The sequence below is a fragment of the Isoptericola nanjingensis genome, assembly GCF_050311635.1.
Taxonomy (GTDB): Bacteria; Actinomycetota; Actinomycetes; order Actinomycetales; family Cellulomonadaceae; genus Isoptericola; species Isoptericola nanjingensis.
Genome location: NZ_JBNOZL010000001.1, coordinates 528,528 through 553,236 on the forward strand (window position 1 = coordinate 528,528; position 24,709 = coordinate 553,236).

General features: G+C 74.1%; 26 protein-coding genes. 11 read left to right on the plus strand and 15 right to left on the minus strand.

Annotated features, from left to right (window positions below; translation table 11 throughout):
* Positions 1-52 precede the first annotated feature (52 nt).
* Positions 53-919, minus strand: coding sequence for an SDR family oxidoreductase (locus ACQP6G_RS02565; protein ID WP_429762601.1), 867 nt, complete (start codon positions 917-919; stop codon positions 53-55).
* Positions 920-1,079: 160 nt separating this feature from the next.
* Between ACQP6G_RS02565 and ACQP6G_RS02570 the strand changes: the two genes are divergently transcribed.
* Both ACQP6G_RS02570 and ACQP6G_RS02575 read left to right on the plus strand, forming a co-directional pair.
* Positions 1,080-1,508: a winged helix-turn-helix transcriptional regulator gene (locus tag ACQP6G_RS02570; RefSeq protein WP_429762602.1), complete on the plus strand. Its 429-nt coding sequence runs from the start codon at positions 1,080-1,082 to the stop codon at positions 1,506-1,508.
* Positions 1,505-2,125, plus strand: a complete 621-nt coding sequence (locus ACQP6G_RS02575; protein ID WP_429762604.1) for a nucleotidyltransferase family protein — start codon at positions 1,505-1,507, stop codon at positions 2,123-2,125. Before ACQP6G_RS02570 ends, ACQP6G_RS02575 begins: the two co-directional genes overlap by 4 nt.
* A 26-nt stretch (positions 2,126-2,151) precedes the next feature.
* On the opposite strand, the gene ACQP6G_RS02580 is transcribed toward ACQP6G_RS02575, so the two are convergent.
* The 5 genes from ACQP6G_RS02580 to ACQP6G_RS02600 form a co-directional block, all read right to left on the minus strand.
* Positions 2,152-5,001: a molybdopterin-dependent oxidoreductase gene (locus ACQP6G_RS02580; RefSeq protein ID WP_429762605.1), complete on the minus strand. Its 2,850-nt coding sequence runs from the start codon at positions 4,999-5,001 to the stop codon at positions 2,152-2,154.
* Entirely contained in the window at positions 4,998-5,852 is an 855-nt protein-coding gene (locus ACQP6G_RS02585) for an FAD binding domain-containing protein (RefSeq protein ID WP_429762606.1), read from the minus strand. Before ACQP6G_RS02585 ends, ACQP6G_RS02580 begins: the two co-directional genes overlap by 4 nt.
* Positions 5,843-7,066, minus strand: a complete 1,224-nt coding sequence (locus ACQP6G_RS02590; protein WP_429762607.1) for an XdhC family protein — start codon at positions 7,064-7,066, stop codon at positions 5,843-5,845. Before ACQP6G_RS02590 ends, ACQP6G_RS02585 begins: the two co-directional genes overlap by 10 nt.
* A gap of 61 nt (positions 7,067-7,127) precedes the next feature.
* Positions 7,128-8,618 carry an NCS2 family permease gene (locus ACQP6G_RS02595; RefSeq protein WP_429762608.1) on the minus strand — a complete coding sequence of 497 codons (1,491 nt, stop codon included), beginning with the start codon at positions 8,616-8,618 and terminating at the stop codon, positions 7,128-7,130.
* Positions 8,619-8,645: 27 nt separating this feature from the next.
* Positions 8,646-9,170 (minus strand): nucleoside deaminase, encoded by a 525-nt coding sequence (locus ACQP6G_RS02600; RefSeq protein ID WP_429762609.1) that lies wholly within the window; start codon positions 9,168-9,170, stop codon positions 8,646-8,648.
* Positions 9,171-9,602: 432 nt separating this feature from the next.
* Between ACQP6G_RS02600 and ACQP6G_RS02605 the strand changes: the two genes are divergently transcribed.
* Both ACQP6G_RS02605 and ACQP6G_RS02610 read left to right on the plus strand, forming a co-directional pair.
* The gene (locus tag ACQP6G_RS02605; protein ID WP_429762610.1) at positions 9,603-10,529 is read left to right on the plus strand and encodes a sulfurtransferase; all 927 of its coding nucleotides are present in this window, start codon (positions 9,603-9,605) and stop codon (positions 10,527-10,529) included.
* Between the two features lie 155 nt (positions 10,530-10,684).
* Complete coding sequence (locus tag ACQP6G_RS02610) at positions 10,685-11,128, plus strand: SufE family protein (protein ID WP_429762611.1); 444 nt, start codon at positions 10,685-10,687, stop codon at positions 11,126-11,128.
* A gap of 29 nt (positions 11,129-11,157) precedes the next feature.
* Here the strand turns inward: ACQP6G_RS02610 and ACQP6G_RS02615 are convergent, their stop codons facing one another.
* A complete protein-coding gene (locus tag ACQP6G_RS02615; RefSeq protein ID WP_429762612.1) occupies positions 11,158-11,523 on the minus strand; it encodes a TFIIB-type zinc ribbon-containing protein in 366 nt (121 codons plus the stop codon).
* Between the two features lie 80 nt (positions 11,524-11,603).
* Here ACQP6G_RS02615 and ACQP6G_RS02620 point away from each other — a divergent pair, with 80 nt between their 5' ends.
* Positions 11,604-11,990 carry a universal stress protein gene (locus ACQP6G_RS02620; RefSeq protein WP_429762613.1) on the plus strand — a complete coding sequence of 129 codons (387 nt, stop codon included), beginning with the start codon at positions 11,604-11,606 and terminating at the stop codon, positions 11,988-11,990.
* A 90-nt stretch (positions 11,991-12,080) separates the two neighbouring features.
* Positions 12,081-13,496: an alanine/glycine:cation symporter family protein gene (locus tag ACQP6G_RS02625; RefSeq protein ID WP_429762614.1), complete on the plus strand. Its 1,416-nt coding sequence runs from the start codon at positions 12,081-12,083 to the stop codon at positions 13,494-13,496.
* On the opposite strand, the gene ACQP6G_RS02630 is transcribed toward ACQP6G_RS02625, so the two are convergent.
* From ACQP6G_RS02630 to ACQP6G_RS02645, 4 genes are all read right to left on the minus strand, one after another.
* The gene (locus ACQP6G_RS02630; protein ID WP_429762616.1) at positions 13,450-14,811 is read right to left on the minus strand and encodes a DUF2235 domain-containing protein; all 1,362 of its coding nucleotides are present in this window, start codon (positions 14,809-14,811) and stop codon (positions 13,450-13,452) included. The genes ACQP6G_RS02625 and ACQP6G_RS02630 overlap by 47 nt on opposite strands.
* A 116-nt stretch (positions 14,812-14,927) precedes the next feature.
* A complete protein-coding gene (locus ACQP6G_RS02635) occupies positions 14,928-15,806 on the minus strand; it encodes an NAD(P)-dependent oxidoreductase (protein ID WP_429762617.1) in 879 nt (292 codons plus the stop codon).
* Between the two features lie 149 nt (positions 15,807-15,955).
* Positions 15,956-16,357 (minus strand): hypothetical protein, encoded by a 402-nt coding sequence (locus ACQP6G_RS02640; RefSeq protein WP_429762618.1) that lies wholly within the window; start codon positions 16,355-16,357, stop codon positions 15,956-15,958.
* Between the two features lie 53 nt (positions 16,358-16,410).
* Positions 16,411-17,193, minus strand: coding sequence for an Ltp family lipoprotein (locus ACQP6G_RS02645; RefSeq protein WP_429762619.1), 783 nt, complete (start codon positions 17,191-17,193; stop codon positions 16,411-16,413).
* 241 nt (positions 17,194-17,434) lie between these two features.
* Between ACQP6G_RS02645 and ACQP6G_RS02650 the strand changes: the two genes are divergently transcribed.
* A complete protein-coding gene (locus ACQP6G_RS02650; protein ID WP_429762620.1) occupies positions 17,435-18,661 on the plus strand; it encodes a sensor histidine kinase in 1,227 nt (408 codons plus the stop codon).
* 51 nt (positions 18,662-18,712) lie between these two features.
* Positions 18,713-19,384: a response regulator gene (locus tag ACQP6G_RS02655; protein WP_429762621.1), complete on the plus strand. Its 672-nt coding sequence runs from the start codon at positions 18,713-18,715 to the stop codon at positions 19,382-19,384.
* Between the two features lie 7 nt (positions 19,385-19,391).
* Here ACQP6G_RS02655 and ACQP6G_RS02660 read toward each other — a convergent pair whose 3' ends face one another.
* Genes ACQP6G_RS02660 through ACQP6G_RS02670 form a run of 3 tightly spaced genes read right to left on the minus strand, consistent with a single transcriptional unit; the run spans position 19,392 to position 21,935 of the window.
* Positions 19,392-20,165 carry an amino acid ABC transporter ATP-binding protein gene (locus ACQP6G_RS02660; protein ID WP_429762622.1) on the minus strand — a complete coding sequence of 258 codons (774 nt, stop codon included), beginning with the start codon at positions 20,163-20,165 and terminating at the stop codon, positions 19,392-19,394.
* Positions 20,162-21,067 (minus strand): ABC transporter permease subunit, encoded by a 906-nt coding sequence (locus ACQP6G_RS02665; protein WP_429762623.1) that lies wholly within the window; start codon positions 21,065-21,067, stop codon positions 20,162-20,164. The genes ACQP6G_RS02660 and ACQP6G_RS02665 overlap by 4 nt, the downstream gene beginning before the upstream one ends.
* A 7-nt stretch (positions 21,068-21,074) precedes the next feature.
* A complete protein-coding gene (locus tag ACQP6G_RS02670) occupies positions 21,075-21,935 on the minus strand; it encodes an ABC transporter substrate-binding protein (RefSeq protein WP_429762624.1) in 861 nt (286 codons plus the stop codon).
* A 178-nt stretch (positions 21,936-22,113) separates the two neighbouring features.
* Here ACQP6G_RS02670 and ACQP6G_RS02675 point away from each other — a divergent pair, with 178 nt between their 5' ends.
* From ACQP6G_RS02675 to ACQP6G_RS02685, 3 genes are read left to right on the plus strand one after another with little or no spacing between them, the layout of a single operon-like run.
* The gene (locus tag ACQP6G_RS02675; protein ID WP_429762626.1) at positions 22,114-22,500 is read left to right on the plus strand and encodes a YciI family protein; all 387 of its coding nucleotides are present in this window, start codon (positions 22,114-22,116) and stop codon (positions 22,498-22,500) included.
* A complete protein-coding gene (locus ACQP6G_RS02680) occupies positions 22,497-22,847 on the plus strand; it encodes a YciI family protein (protein ID WP_429762627.1) in 351 nt (116 codons plus the stop codon). The genes ACQP6G_RS02675 and ACQP6G_RS02680 overlap by 4 nt, the downstream gene beginning before the upstream one ends.
* Positions 22,848-22,869: 22 nt before the next feature.
* A complete protein-coding gene (locus ACQP6G_RS02685; RefSeq protein ID WP_429762628.1) occupies positions 22,870-24,111 on the plus strand; it encodes an RNA polymerase sigma factor in 1,242 nt (413 codons plus the stop codon).
* Positions 24,112-24,130: 19 nt separating this feature from the next.
* Here ACQP6G_RS02685 and ACQP6G_RS02690 read toward each other — a convergent pair whose 3' ends face one another.
* Positions 24,131-24,625: a dsRBD fold-containing protein gene (locus ACQP6G_RS02690; RefSeq protein WP_429762629.1), complete on the minus strand. Its 495-nt coding sequence runs from the start codon at positions 24,623-24,625 to the stop codon at positions 24,131-24,133.
* Between the last annotated feature and the right edge of the window lie 84 nt (positions 24,626-24,709).

Below are 24,709 nucleotides of genomic sequence, written 5' to 3' on the forward strand. Positions count from 1 at the left end.
GACCGGCGGGACGACGAGACGCCGGCGGGTCAGAGCGGCACGGCGGTGGCGCTCAGCCCTTCAAGCCCTTGCGGAGGCCGTCGGCCAACGGCGTGGTGGGGCGGCCGATCAGCCCGGCGAGCACGCCCGTCGTCTCCGCCAGCAGCCCGGCGCGGGTGTCGGCGTCCAGCGCGACGAGGAATCCGGCCGTGCCCTCGTCGAGACCGGCGGCGAGCAGCGCCTCGCGCTGCTCCTCGGGCTCGACCGAACGGTAGGTCACGGGACGGCCGAGCAGCTCCGTGACGGTGCGGGCGAGCTCGTCGAAGTCCCACGCGACGTCGCCGGTGAGCTCGTGGACGGCGTCGTCGTGCGCACCGTCGGTGGCGAGCGCGACGACGGCCGCGGCCTCGGCGTAGTCGGCACGGCTCGCGCTCGCGACGCGGCCGTCCCCGACCGAGGCGACGATCTCCCCGGTCTCCCGGGCCCGCTCGACGTCGGGCAGGTAGTTCTCGGTGTACCAGCCGTTGCGCAGCACCGTCGTGGTCAGGCCGGACGCCGCGAGCAGCTCCTCGGTCGCCTTGTGCTCCGGCGCGAGGATCAGCGGCGAGGTGTCGGCGTGCGGGGCGCTCGTGTAGACGACGCGGCGGACGCCGGCGCCCTTGGCCGCGTCGATCACGGCGCCGTGCTGGCGGACCCGCTGGCCGACGGCGGAGCCGGAGACGAGCACCAGCACCTCGACGCCGTCGAGGGCGGGGGCGAGCGTCTCCGGGCGGTCGTAGTCGGCCTCGCGGACGACGACGCCGCGCTGCGCGAGGTCCGCGACCTTCGCCGTCGAGCGGGCGAGGGCGACGACGTCCGCGGGCGCGGCGCCGCGGGCGAGGAGGGACTCGACGACGAGGCGGCCCAGGTGGCCGCTGGTGCCGGTGACGGCGATGGTCATGGTGATGCTCCTTCGGGTGCAGGCTCAGGTCGGGCTCGCGGCCGGCCCGTCGACCGGACCGCCTCGCCCAGCATGCACTTACTTTTCGTTAGTGCCAACTGGATGCATGTGCGGCGCTCGTCACAGTGCCTGCGTGCGGAGCGCGCCGTATCCTGTCCGGGTGACCCCTGACTCCCCCGCCATCGCCCCGGTCGACCCCGTCGACGCCGGCCCGACGGACGCGATGATCGCCGACGTGTTCTCGCGCGGGTGCACCTCGCGCCAGGCGCTGGAGGCGGTCACCGGGCGATGGGGCGTGCTCACGGTGGCCGGGCTGCGCGACGGAGCCGTGAGGTTCAACGCGCTGCGCCGCCGCATCGACGGGGTGAGCGAGAAGATGCTCGCCCAGACCCTCCAGGCGCTCGAGCGCGACGGCATGGTCGCCCGCGAGGTGCGCACCACCATCCCGCCGCACGTCGAGTACTCGCTCACCGACCTCGGCCGCCGCGTCGCCGACCGGCTCGTGGGCCTGCTCGACGTCCTCGAGGGCTCGGTCGACGAGGTCAGCGCCGCCCAGCAGCGCTACGACGCGCGGCGCGAGGTCTCGTGACGGGTCGCACCGTCGCCGTGCTGCTCGCCGCGGGCGCGGGCACCCGCCTGGGGCGCGGACCGAAGGCGCTCCTCCCCCACGGCGGTCGGCCGCTCGTGGAGCACGTCGCAGGCGTGCTGGCCGACGGCGGCTGCGACCAGGTCGTCGTCGTGATCGGCGCCGGGGCTCCGCGGGTCGCGGCCGCGACCGATCTCCACGCCGCCCGCGTGGTCGTCAACGACGACTGGGCCACGGGCATGGCGTCGTCGCTGCGGGCGGGCGTCGCGGCGGCCCTGGAACCGCGCGACGGCGAGGCTCCGGCGCGCGTCGTCGTCGCGCACGTGGACCAGCCCGGCGTCACGCCCGAGGACGTCGCGCGCCTGCTCGCGACGCACCGCCCCGGCCGGGTCACCGCCTCGCGATGGGCCGGCGCGCCGGCGCCCGAGGGCGGCCGGCCGCGCTGGGCCCACCCGCTCGTGCTGGACGCCGCGCACGCCGGCCCGGCCGCGGCCGGCGCCGTCGGGGACGCCGGGGCCCGCGCGTTCCTCCGCGCGCACGCCGACCTGATCGACGTCGTCGTCCACCCCGGCGACGGCCGCGACGTCGACACCGAGGCCGACCTCGACCTGCTCGCCTGACCCGACCTGGAAACGTCGTGGGCGCTTCAGGACGTCGCGGCGGCCTTCATGCCCAGGTAGACCTTGTCGCGCGAGAGCGGCAGCTCGGTGAACCGCACGCCCGTGGCGGCGCGCAGCGCGTTGGCGAGCGCGGGCGCGACGGGGTTGAACGGGCTCTCGCTCATCGACTTCGCCCCCATCGGCCCGGTGGAGTCCGACGTCTCGGCGAAGTACACCTCGCTGCGGGGCACGTCCGCGAAGGTGGGCAGGTGGTACTGGCGGAAGATGTCGGTCGTGACGCGGCCGGCGTCGTCGATCACGACGTCCTCGTACAGCGCGGCGCCGAGGGCCTGCGCGATGCCGCCCTCGACCTGGCCGCGGCACTGCCGGGGGTTGACGACCTCGCCGGCGTCGGCGGCCTGGACGCTCTGCAGGATGCGGATCTCGCCGGTGCCGCGGTGCACGGCCACGCGGAAGCCGTGCACGTTGAACGCGACCGACCGGGGCGTGCCGCCCCAGCGGCCCTCGGCCTCGAGCCGCACGCCCGCGGCCCGCGCGTGGCGCGCCACCTCGGCGAGCGGCACGACGGCCCCGCCCGCGTGCTCGACGCCGCCGGGCACCAGGCGGCAGCCGGCCGGCGCCGTCCCGGTGAGGGACGACGCCACCACGCGCACCCGCTCCGCCAGCTCCGTGGCCGCCGCGAGCGACGCCTTGCCCGCCACCACGGTGCCGGTGGACCCGAAGGCGCCGGTGTCGTGCTCCACGAGATCCGTGTCGGACTGCTTGACGACGACGTCGGCGGCCCGCTGCCCGAGCGCGCTGGCCACGAGCTGGGCGTGCACCGTCGTGGTGCCGTTGCCGAACTCGGCGGTGCCGACCTCGGCCTCGACCACGCCGTCCGGGCGCAGCCGGGTGCGGGCGTGCGCCACGTGCCCGCGCGGCGGCACGGTGTCGATCATGGACAGCGCGGTGCCCTCGCCGACGCCCCAGTCGTCGCCCAGCCAGGGTCGCGTCGCGTCCGCGGGGTCGGCGCCGTACGCCGCGACGTCGCGCGCCCGGCCGCGGGCCAGCGCGTCGTCGGCCAGCTCGATGCACTGGTCGAGGCCGTAGCTGCCGTACAGCACGTCCTCCTCGGGCTCGGGCGCGGTGGACAGCATCGGCACGCCCGGGTGCACGACGTTGCGCCGCCGCAGCTCGAGCGGGTCCAGGCCGAGCTGCCGGGCCAGCTCGTCCATCGCGGACTCGACGGCGAAGATCATCTGGCTCAGGCCGTACCCGCGGAACGCGCCCGCGGGCAGCGTGTGCGTGTAGACGCAGTGCGCGTCGACCTTCTTGTTCGCGCACCGGTAGACGGCGATCGACTCGCCGCAGCCGTGGAACATCACGCCCGGCCCGTGGTTGCCGTACGCGCCGGTGTTGCTCAGCACGTCGAGGTGCAGCGCGGTCAGCGTGCCGTCGCGGCGGGCACCCGCCCGCACCTTGATGCGGAACGGGTGCCGGGTCGTCGTGCCGACGAACGTGTCGGTGCGCGTGAGCTCGAGCTGCACCGGCCGGCCGAGCCGCAGTGCCGCGAGCCCCGCGACGTCCTCGACCAGCACCTCCTGCTTGCCGCCGAACCCGCCGCCCACGCGCTCGCACACCACGCGCACGCGGTCCATGGGCAGGTCCAGCACACGCGCGAGATGGCGCCGCGCGAGGAAGGGCACCTGGGTCGAGGACCGCACCACGAGCCGGCCGTCGTCGTCGAACGACGCGATCGCCGCGTGCGTCTCGAGCGCCGCGTTCTGCACCCGCTGCGTGCGGTAGGTGGCCTCGTGCACGACGTCGGCCTCCGCGAGGCCCGCCTCGACGTCACCGAGCTCGGAGTGCAGCTCCGCGACGACGTTCGCCTCCGGACGCGAGACCCGCGCCGCCGCGGCGTCCAGGTCGGGGTGCACGAGCGGCGCGCCGGGGACCATCGCCTGCTCGGGGTCGATCAGCGCGGGCAGCACCTCGTACTCCACCCGCAGCCGGCGCACGCCCTCCTCCGCCGCGGCCACCGAGTCGGCGACGACGGCGGCCACGCGCTGCCCGACGTACCGGACCACGTCGTCGAGGACGCGGGTGTCGTCGGGGTCGTCCGTCCACAGCTCGTGCTGGGCCGTGCTGAACCGGGCGGCGGGCGCGTCCTCGTGCGAGAGCACCGCGCGGACCCCGGGCACGGCGAGCGCGTCGGAGGTGTCGATCGACAGGATCCGTGCGTGCGCGTGCGGCGACCTCGCCAGCTTGAGGTGCAGCAGCCCCGGGTACGCCTCCGGGTCGACGTCGAGCGTGTAGCGCACCCGGCCGGTGACCACGCCGCGGCTCGCGGGGGCGGGCTCCGAGGTGCCGAACGCCGTGCCACAGCCGCCGGTCGTCTCGGCGTTCTCCGTCCCCCGCACCGCGTCCTCGATCGCCCGGTACCCGGTGCACCGGCACAGGTTGCCCTTGAGGTTGCGGGGCAGGTTCGCGCGCTGCTCGTCGTCGAAGGTCGCCGCCGTCATGATCATGCCGGCGGTGCAGAAGCCGCACTGGAAGCCCTGCGCGTCGTGGAACTGCTGCTGCACGGGGTGCAGCCCGTCCGCCGTCGGCTCCTCGGCCGTGGCGGCGAGGCCCCCGATCGTCGTGACGTCGCGCCCGGCGGCACGCCGCGCGGGGTACACGCAGCTGTGCACGGGGACCCCGTCGACGTGCACGGTGCACGCGCCGCAGTCGCCGCCGTCGCACCCCTTCTTGACGCCGAGCGAGCCCTGCTCGCGCAGGAACGTGCGCAGGCACTGGCCGGCTCGCGGCACGGCGTCCACGTCGCGGCCGTCCACCCGGAGCACGAGGGAGGCGCCCGGGGCGAGAGTCGTGGGGCGGGTGGTCGCGTCGGTCATCGCCGGCCTCCGTCGGTCAGCTCGGCGCGGATCTCCTCCGCGAGCCGGTAGGTCATGTCGCGGCGCCACTCGGGCAGGCCGTGGATGTCGTCGTGGTAGAGGTCGAACGGGATCGCGGCGTCGATCGCGGCGGCCAGCCCGGCGGCGTCGGGGTGCGCGCCGTCGGGGAACCGCAGCTGCACCGGCCGACGGGTCGACGCGGTCACGGTGATCACCAGCTCGCCGCCGTCGGCGGGCGCGTCGAGGCGCCCGATCAGCAGCACCCCGGAGCGTCCGAGGTTCGACAGCGACAACCGCCGGTAGGCGGTGCGGGCGCGGAGCGCCGCGGCCGCGAGCCGGATCGCGCGCAGCAGCTCGCCCGGGGCGAGGGTGTTGCGCATCTCGCCGGTGACGAGCTCCGCCACGGGCTGCGTGCGCCGGGCGCCGCCAGGCCCCCACACCTCGGCGACGCCGTCGAGCGCCGCGGTGAGCGACGTCATCGGGCCCGCGGGCAGCGACGTCGCGACGTTGCCGCCGACGGTCGAGGTGTTCCAGATCTTGAACGACGCGACGAACGCGTCGCAGCACGGGCGCACGAGGTCGAGCGCGCGCCACGCGTCGCGCACCGGTTCCGACGCGGCGGCCTCCGGGAAGGCGTAGAGCTCGGCGACGGTGCAGGTCGCGGCGATCTCCAGCCCCTCGTCGGTCACGGTGAGCGCGGGCCAGCCGGCGGTCGTGACGTCCAGCAGGCGGCGTAGCGTCTGGCTGCCGTACGAGAACAGGACGGTGCCGCCGGCCAGCCACGCGTCGCCCTCGCGCCAGTCGGCGGGGTCGGCGGTGGGGACCAGGTCGGTGACGGTGTTCATGTCCACCGGGGGTGCTCCTTGGTTCGGGTGGTGCTGGGGGTGGTGCCCGAGGTCGTGCCAGGGGTCGTGCCGGTGGCCGCGTGCAGCGGCCCGTCGGTGCGGCTCAGGGGGACGGGCGCGTCGCGGCCGTAGCGGACCGCGACGAGCTCGGCGACGACCGACACGGCCACCTCCTCCGGCGTCACGGCTCCGAGGTCGAGGCCGATCGGCGAGCGCAGCCGGGCCAGCCGGTCGGGGGTCACGCCCTCGTCGCGGAGGGCCTGCACCCGCTGCGCGTGCGAGCGGCGCGAGCCCATCGCGCCCACGTACGCGAGCGGGAGCCCGAGCGCGAGCCGCAGCGTCGGGACGTCGAACTTCACGTCGTGGGTGAGGACCGCGACGGCGGTGCGGGCGTCGAGCCGGCCGGCGGCGGCCTCGGCGGCGAGGTACCGGTCCGGCCAGTCCACGACCACCTCGTCCGCCTGCGGGAACCGGCGCGGCGCGGCGAACACTTCGCGGGCGTCGACGAGCGTCACGCGGTACCCGAGCAGGTGCACGGCGCGCACGAGCGCGCCGGCGAAGTCGTTGGCACCCACCACCACGAACCGCGGCGGCGCCAGCCGGGTCTCCACGAGCAGCGTGACGGGCTCCTCCGGGGCGCCGTCGTCGCACGCGCCGGCGGGAACGCCGGGGGCGGCGTGCACGGTGGCGGCCCCGCCCGCGCGCAGCACGGCCGCGACCTGTGCGGACACCGCGGGCAGCGCGCCGTCGTCCACCAGCCCGCGCAACGGGTTGTCCGACAGGTCAGGGAGGAGCACGGCGGTGGGGCGCGCGACGTCGAGGCGCCGCACGAGGGCGGCGGGGGCTCCGACGTCGGCGGTGACGAGGCGGGCGAGCGCGACGGCGGCGGGGTCGTCCGGGTCGCCCGGCCGCACGGGCTGCACGTGCACCTCGAGGCTGCCGCCGCAGGTGAGCCCGACGGCGAACGCGTCGTCGTCGGAGTAGCCGAAGGTCTCGCGGTGGCACTCGCCGACGGCGATCGCGTCGAGCGCGGCCGCGTGCACGGCCGCCTCCACGCAGCCGCCGGAGAGGCTGCCGACGACGGCGCCGTCGGCGCGCACGGCCATCGCGGTGCCGACGGGCCGCGGCACCGAGCCGGACGCGCCGACCACCGTCGCGACGGCGAACGGCTGCGCGCCGGGCTCGAGCCACTCGGCCAGCTGGTCAGCCAGGGTGAGCATCTGGGGTCCCTCCCCGTCGGTCGGGCCTGCCGGGTCGCGGCAGGCCCGACCGACGTTGCCGTCAGGCGCCGAGCGCCGCCGAGAGCGGGCCGCGCACGAAGTACACGAGGAAGCCCGCGGCGACCACCCACAGCAGCGGGTGCACGTCGCGCGACCGACCGCAGGCGAAGCGCAGCAGCACCCACGTGATGAAGCCGATCCCGATCCCGTTGGCGATGGAGTACGTCAGCGGCATCGTCACGACCGTGAGGAACACCGGCAGGGCGACGGAGAAGTCGCCCAGGTCGATCTCCTTGATCTCCCTCATCATCATCGCGCCGACCACCACGAGGGCGCCGCTGGCGACCTCGATCGGCACGACGGCGGTCAGCGGCGTGAGGAACATGGCGACCAGGAACAGGCCACCCGTCACGACCGACGCCAGGCCGGTGCGCGCCCCCTCGCCGACGCCCGCCGCCGAGTCGACGAACACGGTGTTCGACGACGACGACGACGCGCCGCCCACGACGGCGCCCACGCCCTCGACGACGAGCGCCGACTTGATCTTCGGGAAGTTCCCGTCCTTGTCGGCGAGCCCGCCCTGCTTGGCCAGGCCCGTCATCGTGCCCATCGCGTCGAAGAAGTTCGTGAAGAACAGCGTGAACACGAGCATCGTGGCGGCGAGCGCCCCGATGCGGTCGAAGGCGCCGAAGCTGAACTGCCCCAGCAGGGACAGGTCGGGCACGGAGACCAGCGAGTCCGGCAGCGCGGGCACCGACAGGTGCCAACCGCCCGGGTTGTCGTCGCTCGCGGGCCCGAGCTGGAGCACCGCCTCGACGACGATCGCCACGATCGTGGTCCCGACCAGGCCGATGAGCAGCCCACCCTTGACCCCGCGGGACACGAGGATCCCCATGAGCAGCAGGCCGAAGACGAAGATCATCGTCGGGACGGTGGTGATCGAGCCGCCGTCGCCGAGCTGTACCGGCGGGCCGCCCTCGGTGGGGGTGACGAAGCCGGCGTCGACGAAGCCGATGAAGGCGATGAACAGCCCGATGCCGACCGTGATGGCCGCCTTGAGCTGCCGCGGGACGGCGTTGAAGATCGCCGACCGCGCGCCCGTCGCGGCGAGCAGCACGATGAGCAGGCCGTTGATGAGCACGAGGCCCATGGCCTCGGGCCAGGTGACGTCGCCGACCACGGCCACGGCGAGGAACGAGTTGATCCCCAGCCCGGCCGCGAGCGCGAACGGCAGGTTCGCGACGAGGCCGAACAAGATGGTCAGCACGCCCGCTGCGAGGCCGGTGACGGCACCCACCTGGGCCGTCGCGAGCCACCCGCCCGCGACGTCGGTGGGGGCGTTCCCGGCGCTGGTGCCGCCGAGGATCAGGGGGTTGAGGATGACGATGTACGCCATCGCGAAGAAGGTCACCAGCCCGCCACGGATCTCGCGTCCCGTGGTGGAGCCTCGTTCGGTGATCTTGAACAGCCGTTCCAGCACGCCTCGGCGGGCGCCGGTGGAGGGCGTCTTGTCGTTCTCGGCGGTGTCCCGCCGGGTTCCCAGGATGGTCACGTCCTTGTGTCCTCTCCGGCCAGCGCGTCAGTAGTCGATGCGGGTCTCGAGGACACGCCACGCGTCGAACGGCGCGACGGCGCTGCCCGTGCGCTCGTGGCGCACGGTCATCACCCCGCCGGCGGCCCGGGTCTCGGGTGTCGCGGCGAAGAAGTCGTAGAACACGGCGTCGTCGAACCCGGCGGCGGCCGCGTCGTGGCGGTCGGCAGCGAAGTAGACGGCGTCCACGCGCGCCCAGAGGGCGGACGCGAGGCACATCGGGCAGGGCTCGCAGCTCGAGTAGAGGACGGCCCCCGACAGGTCGAACGTGCCGAGCTCGGCGCAGGCCCGCCGGATGGCGGTGACCTCCGCGTGCGCGGTGGGGTCGTTGTCCTGGGTGACGCGGTTGTTGCCCTCGATGACGCGGCCGTCACGGGTGACGACGACGGCTCCGAAGGGGCCGCCCGCGTTCGCCACGCTGTCGACGGCGAGGGAGACGGCCTTCTCGAGGTGTGCTGCGTCCACGGGAACGGCCGTGCGGACTGACTGGTTGATCACGGCATTGCGGTCCATGGTGAGTCTCCACGGTTCGGGCAGCGGCCCCCGGGTGCTCGGGTCCGTCGGCCCCTCGAGGTCCCGGTGGAGACCGGGCGCTCGGCGGGTCGCTGCAGGCGAGTTGTCCTTCATGCCGCCTGGTAGATAGCTGCCGGTGTCGGATCGATCTCGTCGATCACCGTGCGGGAGTCGACGTCGACGTCCGCGCGGCCCGGGCCCGCCTTAGGCATCCGCGACGCTAGCACTCGGTGACGGGCACCACAAGAATTTCGGAATCACATTTCCGTATCGCGGGCGTTTCGTCGCGATGAACGCCGTCTCGCATCGTGGTCCCACATGATGGACACGGACTGTCGCGGCAGGTCCGCCTGTTCCTAGAGTGTCCACGAACCCGAGTGGCCACGACCCGCCGCGCCCGGCGCGCCCCGCGCCGCACAGATGGAGGAACCCATGCCCGCACCCACCGACCCGACGCCGCGCCTCGCCGAGTACGCGCACCCCGAGCGCCTCGTGACGACGTCGTGGCTCGCCGAGAACCTCGACACCCCGGGCCTGGTGGTCGTGGAGTCCGACGAGGACGTGCTCCTCTACGAGACCGGCCACATCCCCGGGTCCGTGAAGATCGACTGGCACACCGACCTGCTGCAGCCCGTCGAGCGCGACTACCTCGACGGCGCCGGCTTCGCCGACCTGCTCGCGAGCCGCGGCATCTCCCGCGACACGACGATCGTGCTGTACGGCGACAAAAACAACTGGTGGGCCGCGTACACCGCGTGGGTCTTCACGCTGTTCGGCCACGAGGACGTCCGCCTGCTCGACGGCGGACGCAACCTGTGGGTGGCCGAGGGGCGCGACCTCACCACCGACGTGCCGTCCCCCGCCCGCGGCACCTACCCCGTCGTCGAGCGCGACGACGCCACGTTCCGCGCCTTCAAGGAGGACGTGCTCGCCCACCTGGGCAACGGGCCGCTGGTCGACATCCGCTCCCCGCAGGAGTTCTCCGGCGAGCGCCTGCACATCCCGGACTACCCGGAGGAGGGCGTGCTGCGCGGCGGCCACATCCCGTCGGCGCGCAACGTCCCCTGGGCCACCGCGGTCGCCGAGGACGGCACCTACAAGCCGCGCGCCGAGCTCGAGGCGATCTACCAGGAGGGCGGCCTCGGCCTCACGGCGGGCGACTCCGTGATCACGTACTGCCGCATCGGCGAGCGCTCCAGCCACACGTGGTTCGCGCTGCGCTACCTGCTCGGCATCGACGACGTCCGCAACTACGACGGCTCCTGGACCGAGTGGGGCAACGCCGTGCGCGTGCCGATCGTCGCGGGCGCCGAGCCGGGCGAGGTCCCCGCGAGCGTGAAGCAGCAGCAGGCCGCCTGACCTGCGCCGAGGTCGTTCACGTCCCGCCGAGGTAGTCCCGATCTCGCCGAGGTAGTGGTCTGGTCCACTACCTCGGCGAGATCGGGACTACCTCGCGCCATCTCGGACTACGTCGCCCGCGGCGGCACCGACCCGCACCGAGAGAGACTGGAGCCATGACCGACGCCGCCACCCTGCCCGAACCGCTCGCCGAGATCCGCGAGGAGTTCCTCGCCCTGCCCGAGCGCGATCGGCTGCAGCTGCTGCTCGAGTTCTCCCGCGAGCTGCCGGGGCTGCCCCCGCGGTACGAGAGCGCGCCCGGCCTGCTCGAGGCGGTCGAGGAGTGCCAGTCCCCCGTGCGCGCGTTCGCGGAGGTCGACGGCGACGTCGTGCACTTCTACGCGACCGCCCCGCAGGAGGCACCCACCACGCGCGGGTTCGCGTCGATCCTGGCCCAGGGGCTGTCCGGCCTCTCGGCCCAGCAGGTCCTGGACGTGCCCGACGACTTCCCGCTGATGATCGGGCTCACCCGCGCGGTCAGCCCCCTGCGTCTCAACGGCATGGCGGGCATGCTCACCCGCGCCAAGCGGCAGGTGCGCGAGCAGCTCGCCGCCGCCTGACGCACCCGCCGACGCGGGCTTCGGGCCCGTCAGAAGTCGAACAGGTCCCCGAGGAACGAGTCCTTCTTCTTGCGCTTGCGGTAGCGGGGGTCGTACCCGCGGTCGTCGTACCTCTTGTCGTCGTACCTCTTGTCGTCATAGCGACGGTCGTCGTAGCGCTTGTCGTCGTAGCGGCGCTCGTCGTACGACGCCGGGTAGGGCGGCCCCGGGGAGGCCGGCGCGGGCGGCACGGGCCCGCGCGCCTCGGCGGCGATCTCCGACTCGAGGGATCGTTCGATGATCTTGTCGAGCTCACCCCGGTCGAGCCACACGCCCCGGCACTGCGGGCAGTAGTCGATCTCGATGCCCTTGCGCTCGGACATCACGAGGACGGACTGGTCGTGGGGGCACTGCATGATGCGCTGCTCCTTCGTCGGCTGGTGAGGTCAACGGGTCGGACCGGCGCGAGGTTCCCTCCGTGTGCGAGAGTGTGCGCATGACGGTGCTCGTGGCCTACAACCCGTCGCCCCACGGTGAGGCGGCCGTCCGGACGGCGATCGCGGAGGCGACCCGGCGCGGGCTGCCGCTGCACGTGGTCCACCTCGCCCGGTCGGACGACCCCGTCGAGGGCGACCCTCTCGACGGCATCCTCGCCGAGGCGGGCGAGAGCGTCGAGGTCCTGCCGGTCACCCGCCGGCCCTCCGGCACCGAGCCCGCGGACGCGATCCTCGACGCCGCCGAGGCGTCCGGCGCGACGCTCGTCGTCCTCGGCTCCCGCAAGCGCTCCAACGCGGGCACCTTCCTCGTCGGCACGACGACGCAGCGGGTGCTGCTAGACGCCCCGGTCCCGGTGCTCGTCGTCAAGGACGCCTACGACTCCTGACCAGCTGCGACGTGTCGGGCTTCGCCCGACCGGCGACACGCGCCGTGGCCCCTCGACGGATGACGACGGCAACGGGTTACGGTGCGCGGCGTGGATTCTTTCGCTGACTTCATCGCGGCAGCCAGCTCCTTCGTCTGGGGCCCCTTCCTCCTGATCCCGTTGTTGCTGGGCACGGGCCTGTACCTCACGATCCGGCTCAAGGGGCTGCAGTTCCGCAAGCTCGGGCCCGCACTGCGCCTCGGGCTGCTCCAGCGCAAGGAGGCCTCGGCGGGCGACGGGGACGGCGAGGGCGACATCTCGCACTACCAGGCGCTGACCACCGCGCTCGCCGCCACGGTCGGCGTCGGCAACATCGCCGGCGTCGCGACCGCCATCGGCATCGGCGGCCCCGGCGCCCTGTTCTGGATGTGGGTCACCGGCCTGCTGGGCATGGCGTCCAAGTACTCCGAGGCGTTCCTCGGCTCGAAGTTCCGCGTCGTCGACGAGAAGGGCGAGCAGCGCGGCGGGCCCCAGGAGTACCTCAAGCGGGGCATCCGCGGGCCGCTGGGCACGATCCTCGCCGTCGCGTTCGCCGTCTTCGCCGCGCTCGCCGCGTTCGGGATCGGCAACATGACGCAGACCAACACGATCGCGCAGTCCCTCGACGACACGTTCGGCGTCCCGCCGCTGGCGACGGGCATCGTCATCGTGCTCTTCGTGGGCGTCGTCCTCCTCGGCGGCATCAAGCGGATCGGCGCGGTCACCGCGTCGTTCGTGCCGACGATGATCCTCTTCTACATCCTGGCCGGGCTCCTGGTGCTCGGCGCGAACGTCACCGCCATCCCCGACGCCCTCGCGCTCGTGTTCACCGACGCGTTCACCGGGACGGCGGCCACGGGCGGCTTCGTCGGCTCGACCGTCGCCCTCGCACTGCAGTTCGGCGTCGCGCGCGGCCTGTTCTCCAACGAGTCGGGCCTGGGCTCGGCCGCGATCGTCGCCGCCGCGGCGAAGACGCACCACCCGGTGCGCCAGGGCCTGGTGTCCATGACGCAGACCTTCATCGACACGATCGTCGTCGTGTCGTTCACCGGCCTCGTCATCATCACGTCCGGCGCGTGGACGTCGGGCGAGGAGGGCGCGGCGATGACGTCGACGGCGATGTCGTCCGGCCCGCTCGCGCAGTTCGGCGGCGCCGTGGTCGCGATCGCCGTCGTGTTCTTCGCGCTCTCCACGGTGATCGGGTGGGCGTACTACGGCGAGAGGTGCGCCACCTCGCTCTTCGGCATCAGGGTGTCGCTGCCGTACCGCGCGATCTTCACGCTCGTGTGCCTCGTGGGCGCGGTCTGGGAGCTGGACCTCGTGTGGGGCGTCGCCGACGTCCTCAACGGGCTCATGGCGCTGCCGAACCTCGTCGGGCTGCTCCTGCTGTCCGGACTGATCGCGCGGGAGACGAGGGCCTACCTCGCGAAGGACCCCGACCTCACCGACCCGCCGGCAGCGCTCGAGGACTTCGCACCGGTCCGATGACGTCGTCGCCCGGCACGACGAACGGGCGCAGGTCGCCGCGGGCGGCGTCGACCCGCTCGACGGGGACGCGCTCCACTCCCCCGGCCTCGGTGATCCACCAGCCGAGGTTCGGGGCCAGGGCGGCGTAGCCGTCGCGCAGGACGTGCCGCAGCACGGTGTCCGCGAGGCGCACGCCGTCGCGCCACGCCCCGACGACCTCCGCCGGGACGACGTCGTGCCCCGTGGCGCCGGCCGCGAGCTCCGCCGGGGACGAGGCCACCGGCAGCGCGAGGACCCGCAGGCCGCGGCGGAACACGAGGCGGCCGTCGACCGTCGCGTACCGCGGACGCACGCGGGTGGCCACGTTGAGGATGCGGAACGGCCACGGCGGCGCCTGGTCCAGGACCAGGGCGGCGCGCGGGGTGAGCTGACGCGCGAGACGGTGCTCGTCGAACTGCACGCCCACGGCGCGCATCTCGGCGGCCATCCACTGCAGCGCGAGGTCGGACAGGCCGCAGCGCGAGCCGCCGCCGCCCACGTCGCCGTGGGTGCCGGGGAACCACACCTGCTCCACGCGGCCGGACGGGTCGTCGTCGGGCACGGACCACAGGCACGGCGCGAAGGTCAGGCGACGCTCGTCGATCGCGAGCGCCTGCCGGGCGGTCTGCACGGCGGGCGCGAGGGAGACGTCGTGGAAGCGGTTCTTGCGTCGCGACGGCCCGGGGACCCCGAGCGCGCCGACCGTGTCGAAGACGCCCAGGAAGCGGACCGGGACCTCGATCCCGTGCTCCGCGCGGAACGCCTTCTTCTCCGCCCGGACCTCGTCGCCCTGCCGCAGCACGGTCTCCGCCCGCCGGCGCCGCCACGAGCCGGGCCTGGTGCGGGCCACGGTGCGTTCCGCCCTCGCGACGCGGCGCGCCGTCGGCGGCTTGAGGCGGTAGACGCGCTCCGCCTCGCACAGCAGCCCGGCGTCCTGGGCCTCCACGGTCAGCAGGCCCACCTGCGACAGCATCCCCACGACGCTGCGCGCCGTGTACGCCCCGCGGGAGTAGCCGAGGACGACGATCTCGTCACCGGGCTCGTAGTTCATGGCCAGGAATCGGTAGCCGTCCACCACGTTGCGGGTGAACCCGTAGCCGAAGGCGCCGCCCAGCAGCTGGTCGACCAGGTAGCCGCGGGCACCGACGCCCGCCACGTAGCCGACGATCTGCTCGACGTCCGGATCAGCGCTCCCTCCGGAGCGCAGCACGGACCGCGCGAGCTTCTCGATGTTGGACACCTGCGGGTTCACCGCATGGCTCCACGTCCCGTCGCAGCACAGCACCAGTCGCTTCATCGTCGTCCCCTCCATGTACCTCGGAGGGAGGCAGGGCGACGCTGATACGACGAGCGTTCACGCCGTCGCGCGACGTCCGTCCACCGACGGCGCCGCGTGCGGTGACATGCGCAGGGTCAGACGACGACGCGGATGACGGCGCTGTGGTCCAGCTCGGCGTCGCCGCGGTCGACCATCCGCTGGTAGCGGTCGCGGGCGACCGCCGTCAGCGCGGTGTCGACGCCGAGCCGCCGCCCGACCGCGAGGCCGAACTCGAGGTCCTTGAGCTGGGTGCGGCACGCGGCACCGTCCGCATAGTCGCCCGAGAGGTAGCGCCGCGACTTGTCCGTGAGCACCTGCGAGCCGGCCAGCCCGGCGCCCAGCACCTCCAGCACGGTGGCGAGGTCCAGGCCACCGGCCTGGGCGATGGCGACCGCCTCGGCCAGCGCGTTGAGCGTGCCGCCCACCACGATCTGGTTGCACGTCTTGGTGAGCGAGCCCGCGCCCACCGCACCGAGGTGGCGGACCGTCGAGCCCATCGCCTCCAGCACGGGGAGGACGGCGGCGAGGTCGTGGTCCGCGCCGCCCGCCATGATGCTCAGGCTGCCCGCCACAGCGCCCTCGACGCCGCCGCTCACGGGCGCGTCCACCAGGCGGATGCCGTCCGTCGCGAGCTCCTTCGCCCACGCGGCGACCTCGACCGGGCTCACGGTGCTCATCACGACCAGCACCGGGTCGGCCACCCCCGCCGCGCGCCACCCCGCACGCAGCCCGTCGGGCCGGTGGACGACGTCGCGCACCTGCGGCAGGTCCGGGAGCATCACCACCACCACCGACCGCGCCACCTCTGCCGGCGTCGCCGCGACCGTCGCACGCGACTCGCCCTCGGCGACCGCCTCCGCCTTCTCCGGCGTGCGGTTCCACAGCGCGACGTCGAAACCCGCCGCCAGCAGATTCCGCGCCATCGGCGCCCCCATCGGCCCCGTGCCGACGAAACCGATCGACGTGCGCTGCACTGGCTACCTCCGCGACGTCGTCGAAGCAGCACCGGGGCCCGGGCTACGGTCAAGCGGCCAGGTTAGCTTCCCGGCCGTCCCGGCACCTCGGCGGAGGAAACGTGAGACGGGCACCTGACCGACGGAGGAATCACCTCAGCGGCCGGGTCTCACAGCGCACCGAAGAGGACGCTCCTGGCACGGTCGGCTGTCGCGGAATCGGTACGAAACTCCATCACGCCGCCCGACGTGGTAAGTCGGAGGACGGACGTCGCGCCGCTGGCGACCTCGACGTTCGAGATCGCCTTGGCGGGAAGCGTCTGGATGCGCTTGCCGAACAGTACCCACGGCCAGGCGAAGGCAGCGCAGCCGGCCGTGCAGACGACGAGAAGCCAAGTCAGCCAGTTCGCGTACCGCTGCTCGTAAGTCACAGCCTTCTCCGTGACCGTGACCACGGGGCGGACTCCGAGCCGCATGGCGCGAAAGGTCACGGTGGGAGTGACGGCAGCCGGGCCTGAGATCGGCTGGACGGCACCGTCTCGCAGCGATGCGGTGGCGATGTGATCAGTCATGTTCGTCTCCTGATGAGAGAGGCTGGGCGCCGCACGATCAGCGGTCTGGCGGATCAGAGGCCGACGGAGTCCGCACCGTGCTGGGCCTGGTCGGCGCTGAAGCCGTCGAACTGCAGCTGGTCGACGAGCGCGGAGCGCGAGAACGACATGGTGTCCAGGTACGTCTCGGCGCTCTTGGCGGCCTGCTCGCTCCAGTCCGCGTCCACCGTGTCCGCGCCGTGCTCGGCCTGCTTCGCAGAGAAGCCGTCGTGCTCCAGCTGGTCGACGAGACCCGACCGCGAGAACGCCATCGTGTCCAGGTACGACTCCGCACTCTTCGCGGCCTGCTCGCTCCAGTCCGCGTCCACCGCGCCGGCCGCGTACTTCGCGTCCTTGTCCGAGTACCCGTCGAACTTCAACTGCTTCACGAGCCCCGAGCGCGAGAACGCCATGGTGCCCAGGTACGACTCCGCGCTGCTGCGCGCGTTGGCCTGTGACGTCGTCTCGGTGGACGCCTCGCTCGACGTGTCCGTCGTCGCCTCCACGGTCGCCGTGTCCTCGGACGCGTCAGCGTCCGTCCCGGTCTCTGCAGGAAGGTCGGCTTCAGCGGCGGGTGCCGCCTCCGCCACCGCCGCGGGCGGCTCGGCAACGGCCGGGTCCTCCCCGCCTGAGTTCATCGCCGTCGCACCGACCGCGACCACCCCGGCCACGCCCAGGCCCGTGAGGATCTTGTGGCGCCGGACCCAGCTGCGGTTCGCCTTCGCGACCGCCTTGGCCTCGCGAGCCTGCTGCTTGAGCTGCGCCTTCGTCGCCGGCGCGTCGGTGGGCGGGACGGAGGACGGGAACTGATCGGTCATCGGGCTACTCCTGCTCTGACGGCGGCACCCTGCGTGATGCCTGACTTCGGTCCATGGCCAGGATCAGCCCGGGCACGCCCTCACTACATCGCCCGATCGGGCAGAGCCGGGTGCCCGGTCGGGTACGCCGGGAAGGGCCGGACGTACCCGGTCGGCAGACGCGCGGCGGCACGGCCCGCCGTACTGTCGACGCATGTTCGCTCGAGCGGCTGACACGCCAGGCCCGGACAGAAGCTCGCGGGTGCGGCGTGCCGCCGTCCTGCGCTGGGCGTCGGCAGCCGGCACGGTGGTCGCCGTGGCGGTGTCGGCCGCGAGCGCCCTGGTGGCGGTGTGGTTCGCGTCGCAGGCCACGGGACGGGAGAGTGCCCTGCACCCGACGCTGTACGTGGTGGGCGCCGTCGTCGGTCTCGCGCTGGCGGGTCTGCTCGTGTGGAGGCGGCGGTTCCCGTTCGCCCTCTGCCTCGGCGCCTCGGCGTGCTCGGTCCTGCTCCCTCTGGACGCGTCGGCGGCGCTCCTCACCCTCCCGTGGGTGCTGGCCACGGGATCTGTCCGGGCCTGCCTGACCGCGGCCGGTGCGACGACGGCCGCGACCGCGACGGCGCTCCTGCGGGACGCGCTGCGCGACCACGAGGCCCAGGTGCTGGTGACCGTCGACGAGCAGACCCGCGTGCTGTCCTCCGACCCGACGGCGGCGGCCTACGTCGCGGTGGGGATCGTGCTGCTCGGCCTGTCGGTCGCTGCCGGACTCGTCCGCCGTGCGCACCTGGCGGCCGAGCGTGCCCGTGACGAGCAGCAGGCGGCAGCCGCCGCGGCGGCCGTCCTGCGCGACCAGGCGGGGCGCCAGGACGAGCGACGCCTCATCGCGCGGGAGGTGCACGACACCGTGGCGCACCATGTCGCAGAGATCTCGCTGCAGGCCTCGGCCCTCGAGGTCACGAGCACGAACGACCCGGCGGCGGCGCGGGCGGCCCGAGAGATGCGCGCCTCGGCGCAGCAGGCCATCAGGGAGCTGCGTTCGCTGGTGACCACCCTGCGCTCGGGCGACACCGTGACCGGATTCCCCGGCGCGACGCTCGACGACCTGCGCCCACTGCTCGGCCGGATGACCGGCGACGACCCCCGGACCACCGCCGCGGTCTCCGTCACGGGCGGGCAGGACGCCGCACCCACCCTGGTGCGTGCCACGTTCCGGGTGGTGCAGGAGGCGGTCACCAACGCCCACAAGCACGCGGGTGGTCAGCCCGTCGACGTCCGCGTCGACGCTGCGCCGGAGCGTGGGGTCGACATCACGGTGCGCAACCTGTTGCCGTCCGACGGTGCTCGTGCGCCGTCGCTGCCGGGTACCGGTTCGGGGCTGCTCGGGATGCACGAGCGGGCCGACGCCGTCGGAGGCACCCTCGTCGCCGGCCGTGAGGACGGGTCGTTTATCGTCCGCGCCCACCTGCCGTGGGTCGCCCGCGCGACGTGACCCGGGCGTTCGTCCGGCGAACGCTGGCGCCCGGGGCTATCGTTCGCGTGCATGGAGGTCCGAGTCCTCGTGGTCGACGACGACCCGATGGTGCGGCGGCTTCTCACGACGGTGCTGGCCGCCCAGGGCATCGACGTCGTCGGTGAGGCGACCGACGGCGACGAGGTCGTGCCGGCTGTCGCCGAGTACCGGCCCGACGTCGTGCTCATGGACCTGCACATGCGCCGCACCGGCGGGCTCGACGCCATCCGCGAGCTCCGGCGTCGTCCCGGTCCTCCCGCGGTCATCGCGCTCACGTCGTTCGGCACCGACGAGACGGTCGTCGCCGCGCTGGCCGCGGGCGCGCAGGGCTTCCTCAGCAAGGACGACGACCCCGAGCACATCGCCGCCCACGTGCGTGACGTCGCCGCCGGTTCCGGCGCGCTCGACCACGTCTCCGCGGGCGCGGTGATCCGCCACCTCTCCGGCAGCCGGCGCCTCGACAGCCGCCGCGACGAGGCCCGTAGCGCCCTCGACGCCCTCACCACTCGGGAACGGGAGATCGCGACGTTCCTGCCGCACGGGCTGTCGAACCGAGAGATCGGGCGGCGGCTCTACCTGTCCGAGTCGACGGTCAAGGCCCACCTGGGGCGGGCCATGGCCAAGCTCGACCTCACGGCTCGGGAACAGCTGGCCGTCCTCGTCGACAGGGCGGGCGCGACCGCGCCGGGCACCGGCTCCTGACGGGCCGTCAGCGCAGCCGGCGCAGGAACTCCCGGGTGCGCTGCTCGTGCGGGTCCCCGAGCACCTGCTCCGGCGTACCGCGCTCGTGCACGCGCCCGGCGTGCAGGAAGACGACCTCGTCGGCGACCTCGCGGGCGAAGCCCATCTCGTGCGTGGCGACGAGCATCGTCGTGGGCCGCCCGGCGACACCTTCGGTGCGCAGGGACAGCAGGAGGTCGAGCACCTCCCCCACCAGCTCGGGGTCGAGAGCGGACGTCACCTCGTCGAGCAGGAGCAGCTCGGGCCCGTTCACCAGCGCGCGGGCGATGGCGGCGCGCTGCTGCTGCCCGCCCGAGAGCTGGTCGGGAAAGGCGCGGGCCTTGTCCGCGAGGCCGACGCGCTCGAGCATCGCCAGCGCGGCCGCCTCGGCCTCGGCCCGCGGCACCTTGTGCACGACGCGCGGCGCCAGGGTCACGTTGTCGAGCACGCGCAGGTGCGGGAAGAGGTTGTACTGCTGGAACACCATGGCGAGGCGGGCGCGCACGGCGTCGGCGTCCACCCACGGGTCGGCGACGTCCTCGCCGTCGAGCAGCACCTGGCCGTCGTCGACCTCCTCGAGCAGGTCGACGACGCGCAGGAGCGTGGACTTGCCGGAGCCGGACGACCCGACCACGACGACGCACGACCCCTCGGCCACGTCGAGGTCGACGCCGTCGAGCACGACCTTGCGGTCGGCGCCGGTACCGAAGGACTTGCGCACGTCGCGCAGCGCCAGCAGCGGCGCGCGCAGGGGTGCGGTCATCGGATCGCCCCCGCGCCCGCGACGCCGCGCAGCTCGCCGCGCCAGCCCTGCCTCGCCGACCAGGCGTCGACCAGCCGGGTGAGCGGGATCGAGATCGCGATGAACAGCAGGCCCGCGACGACGTACGGCGTGAAGTTGTAGTCCCCGGTGGTGGCGATCTGGGCCGCGCGGATCGCGTCGACGGCGCCGAGGATGGAGATGAGGCCGGAGTCCTTCTGCAGCGACACGAGCATGCTGGCCACGGGCGCGGCGACGTTGCGGACCGCCTGCGGCAGCACGACGCGCCGTGCCGCCTGCGCGCGGGTCAGCCCGAGCGACCGCGCGGCGGCCACCTGGGACGGGTGCACCGCCTCGATGCCCGCCCGGAAGATCTCCGCGAGGTACGCGGTGTAGCAGACCACGATCGACAGGCCGCCGAGGAAGGCCGCGCTCACCGGCAGCCACGGCAGCCGAAGGGCGGGCAGGCCGAAGCCGACCAGCAGCAGCACGAGCAGCAGAGGCACGCCGCGGAACACGTCCACGTACCCGACGGCGAGGATCCGCAGCGGGAACAGCGCCGGCACCCGCGACGTCCGCACGACCGCCAGCAGGAGCCCCACGACCAGCGCGACGACGCTCGCCACCACCCACACCCGCAGATTGAGCCACAGCCCCGCCGCGACCTCGGGCAGCACCTCCCACGCCCGCTCCGGGGAGAAGAACGCCTCGCGCGCCCGCTCCCAGCCGGGCGCCGTCGTCACGACGTACGCGACGGCGGCCACCACCAGCACGGTCGCGACACCCGCCACCAGCAGCGCGCGGCGGTGCTGCGCCCGGCGGTACGCCGCGCGGGCGCGCGCCCGCTCCGACGGCTGCCATCCGCCGGTCGGCGTCGTCGCGGGTCCGGACGTCGGGGTGCTCACGTGCGCGTCAGGACAGCTCGGTGATGTCGTCCGACTTGAGCCACGTGGTGCGCAGCTCGTCGAGCGTGCCGTTCTCCTCGAGCGTGTCGACGGCGGCCGAGACGCACGCGGTGAGCGACGACCCCTTGTCGAGCACCAGACCCAGCTGCTCGGGCTCGCCCACGGGCGGCAGGGTGCCGATCACGTGCGTGTCGGGGAAGTAGACGGTCGAGGCGGCGACGCCCTGGTCGACGTCCATCACCATGGCGTCGATGGTGCCCGAGCTCAGCGCCGTCATGCCGTCGCCCGCGGCGTTGAAGGGGGTGACCTCGACGTCGTCGCCCCACGCGGCGTCGGCGACGGCGAGCGACGTCTGCGAGGCGGTGACGCCGATCGTCGCGCCCTTGAGGTCGGCCAGGCTCGCGGCGTCGGAGAAGTCGCCCTCGTCGGCGACGATGACGCCCTGGCGGCTGGTCAGGTAGGGGCTGGAGAAGTCGACGGCGTTCTTCCGCTCGTCCGTGATCGTCGTCTGGTAGGCGGCGACGTCGAAGGTCTTCACGGCCGGGCTGATGATCTGCTCGAAGGTGACCGACGTCCACTCGACGTCATCCTTCGCGAACCCGAGCTCGTCCGCGACGGCGTACACGAGCGCCGACTCGAAGCCCTCCCCGCTGCTCGGCTCGCCCACGTACCAGGGCTCGAAGGGGTCGCTGGCGCCCACGGTCAACGTGCCGTCGGTGAGGGTCTGCATCCCCTCGGGCGTGCAGTCGGTCGCGCTGCCGGACGCCACGGGCGCGCCGTCGCCGTCGTCCGACGTCGAGCAGCCGGCGAACGCGAGCGTGGCGGCCGACGCGAGAGCGACCGCGAGGACAGGACGGGAGGTGCGCACGGTGGAGCCTTTCCGACGAGGGGGACGCGGCGGGTCACGCCGCCGACGAGCCTATGCCGACCGCGGGTCCCTGCGGCATGGCGGTGGTCACAGAGGAACCTCGGCGCGGTTGTCGATCTTCCCGCCCCTGGCGCGTCATCACCGTGTACGACCCGCCACGAGGAAGGACGATGGGACCATGACCACGTACGTCGTACTGCTGCCCGGCGTCGAGGACGTCTGGGAACGCGCGAGCGCCGAGGAGCGCGCCGCCGTCTACGCGAAGCACGAGGAGTTCGCCCGACTGCTCGCCGAGCGCGGGCACCGCATCACCGGCGGTGCCGAGCTGACGCACTCCCGCTCCACCAAGCAGGTCTCCCGCGACGCCGCGGGCCGGGTCGTCGTCACCGACGGTCCGTTCGCCGAGACGGCGGAGCAGCTCTCCGGGTTCTACCTGGTCGAGTCGGACGACCTCGACGACCTGCTCCAGGTCAGTGCGACCCTCGTCGGCTCGACCGGCAGCGGCGACGCCGACGGCGTCGTCGAGGTCCGCGCCGCGGTCGACCACGAGGAGGGGGACGCATGAAGGTCGTCGTCCTGCTCACGCAGCCGGACCACGACGAGATCTGGGGCGCCGCCGACGACGCGCACCGCGAGCGCTTCTACGCCCGGCTGGAGGCGTTCGACTCCGCCGTCCCGGAGCGGGGCGCGGTCCTCGCGGGCGAGGGCCTCGGCCACCCCGGCACCGCCCGCACGCTCGGGCCGGGGGCGAACGGCGACCGCGCCGTCACCGACGGCCCGTACGCCGAGGCGGCCGAGCAGCTCGGCGGCTTCTACGTCGTCGACCTGCCCGACCTGGGCACGGCCGTCGAGCTCGCGCGGCTGCTCCCGGACGAGCTCACGGTCGAGCTGCGGCCGGCCGTGGCCGGGTAGGGCACCCCGTGGGGAGACGCTCGTGACGGTCCTCGAGGACCTCGTGCGCGACGAGTGGGGCCGGCTCCTGGCCCTGCTCGTCGCGCGGTTCCGCCGCCTCGACCTGGCCGAGGACGGGCTCGCGGACGCGTTCGAGGCGGCGGCGCGCACCTGGCCGCGCGAGGGCGTGCCGGCGAACGGCCCGGCCTGGCTCCTCACCGCCGCCCGGCGCCGCGTCCTCGACCGGCTCCGGTCGGAACAGGTGCTGGCGCGGTCGATGCCGCTGCTGGAGGTCGAGGCGGACGTGGCCGCCCGGGCACAGCGGGTCATGGCGGACGTCGGCGAGCCCCTCACCGACGAGCGGCTCCGGCTGGTGCTGCTGTGCGCCCACCCGCGGCTGTCGCGCGAGGCGGCCGCGGCGCTCTCGCTGCGCCTGGTGCTCGGCGTGCCCACGGCCGACGTCGCCCGCCTGTTCCTCCAGTCCACGCCGACGATGGCGGCGCGCCTCACCCGGGCCCGCAAGAAGCTCGCGGGCGAGCGGTTCGCGCTGCCGCCCGCCGACGAGGTCGCCGACCGCCTCGGTGTCGCGGCCGACGTCGCCTACCTGGCCTTCACCGCGGGCTACGCGCCCGCCAGCGGGGACGACGTCGTGCGAGCCGAGCTCGCCGGCGAAGCGGTGCGGCTCGTCCGCGTGCTGCGCGACGTCCGGCCCACGCTGGGGGCCGGCGGGGAGGCCGGCGGCGGCGTGGCGGCGCGCGACCTCGACGCGCTCCTCGCGCTGGTGCTGCTCCAGCACTCGCGCCGCGACGCCCGCGTGGACGACGGCGCCCTGGTGCTGCTTCCGGACCAGGACCGCTCCCGGTGGCACCAGCACGAGATCGCCGAGGCCCTCGAGCTGCTCACCCCGCTCGCCACCGCTGCCCCGACGCCGTACCTGCTGCAGGCCCTCGTGGCGGCCGAGCACGCGATCGCCCGCACCCCGGACGCGACCGCCTGGGACCGCATCCTCGCCCGCTACGACGAGCTCCTGACGCTGGCCGACACCCCGGTGGTGCGCCTCAACCGCGCGGTCGCCGTCGCCGAGGTCTCCGGTCCGCGCGCCGGCCTCGACGCCCTCGCCGAGGTCGCGCTGCCCGGGCACCGGCTGCCCGCGCTGCGGGCGGAGCTGCTGCGGCGCGCGGGCGACCCCGACGGTGCCCTGCGGGCCTACGACGCGGCGCTCGCCCTGTGCGGGCCGGGGGCCGAGCACGACCATCTGCGCCGGCGTCGGGCCGAGCTCGCCTGACCGCCCGGGCGGCGGTCGGTCAGGGGTGCACGTGCGCCTGGTGCCCCGTCTGCGCCGAGATGTCCTGCTCCGCCTGCTCGAGCAGCGCGTCCGCCAGGCGTCGCAGGGCCCGTGCCGCCGCGACCTCGTCCCCGATGACCGGGACCTGCAGGTCGCCCGGGTCCTTGCGCGCGTGCCCGACGCCGCGCAACGAGCCCACGTCCGGACCGGGCGTCAGCATCGCCTCCGCCGTCGTGCTCCCGGACGACTCCACGAGCGAGACCCGCACGTCCCACGTCAGGGCCCGGGCGGGCGACGGTCGCGGCGACCGTGCGTGCTCCGTCCCGCCGCCGTCGTGCTGCACGAGCGTGTCCGCGCCGGGGAACACCAGCGTCTCCTCCCCCGTGTCGGACCAGCGCACCTGGTAGGGCGGCGACCCGTCGTCGTGCGGGCAGGCGATCACGACGCCGTCGCGCACCGCCCCGCCGACCACCCCGGACGCCACCACGATCCGGTCGCCCACCGTCGCTCTCATCGCCGCCTCCTCGCGTCGTCGGGTGCCCGCCGTCCCCGTGCCGGCTCCTTCCATCATGCGCCCGGCACGGGCCCCTGGCACGGC

Coding starts and splice junctions, on each gene's coding strand:
- ACQP6G_RS02565 (WP_429762601.1), bottom strand. CDS start 919: ATGACCATCGCCGTCACCGGCACCAGCGGCCACCTGGGCCGCCTCGTC.
- ACQP6G_RS02580 (WP_429762605.1), bottom strand. CDS start 5,001: ATGACCGACGCGACCACCCGCCCCACGACTCTCGCCCCGGGCGCCTCC.
- ACQP6G_RS02590 (WP_429762607.1), bottom strand. CDS start 7,066: ATGCTCACCCTGGCTGACCAGCTGGCCGAGTGGCTCGAGCCCGGCGCG.
- ACQP6G_RS02600 (WP_429762609.1), bottom strand. CDS start 9,170: ATGGACCGCAATGCCGTGATCAACCAGTCAGTCCGCACGGCCGTTCCC.
- ACQP6G_RS02605 (WP_429762610.1), top strand. CDS start 9,603: ATGCCCGCACCCACCGACCCGACGCCGCGCCTCGCCGAGTACGCGCAC.
- ACQP6G_RS02610 (WP_429762611.1), top strand. CDS start 10,685: ATGACCGACGCCGCCACCCTGCCCGAACCGCTCGCCGAGATCCGCGAG.
- ACQP6G_RS02615 (WP_429762612.1), bottom strand. CDS start 11,523: ATGCAGTGCCCCCACGACCAGTCCGTCCTCGTGATGTCCGAGCGCAAG.
- ACQP6G_RS02620 (WP_429762613.1), top strand. CDS start 11,604: ATGACGGTGCTCGTGGCCTACAACCCGTCGCCCCACGGTGAGGCGGCC.
- ACQP6G_RS02630 (WP_429762616.1), bottom strand. CDS start 14,811: ATGAAGCGACTGGTGCTGTGCTGCGACGGGACGTGGAGCCATGCGGTG.
- ACQP6G_RS02640 (WP_429762618.1), bottom strand. CDS start 16,357: ATGACTGATCACATCGCCACCGCATCGCTGCGAGACGGTGCCGTCCAG.
- ACQP6G_RS02645 (WP_429762619.1), bottom strand. CDS start 17,193: ATGACCGATCAGTTCCCGTCCTCCGTCCCGCCCACCGACGCGCCGGCG.
- ACQP6G_RS02655 (WP_429762621.1), top strand. CDS start 18,713: ATGGAGGTCCGAGTCCTCGTGGTCGACGACGACCCGATGGTGCGGCGG.
- ACQP6G_RS02660 (WP_429762622.1), bottom strand. CDS start 20,165: ATGACCGCACCCCTGCGCGCGCCGCTGCTGGCGCTGCGCGACGTGCGC.
- ACQP6G_RS02675 (WP_429762626.1), top strand. CDS start 22,114: ATGACCACGTACGTCGTACTGCTGCCCGGCGTCGAGGACGTCTGGGAA.
- ACQP6G_RS02680 (WP_429762627.1), top strand. CDS start 22,497: ATGAAGGTCGTCGTCCTGCTCACGCAGCCGGACCACGACGAGATCTGG.
- ACQP6G_RS02690 (WP_429762629.1), bottom strand. CDS start 24,625: ATGAGAGCGACGGTGGGCGACCGGATCGTGGTGGCGTCCGGGGTGGTC.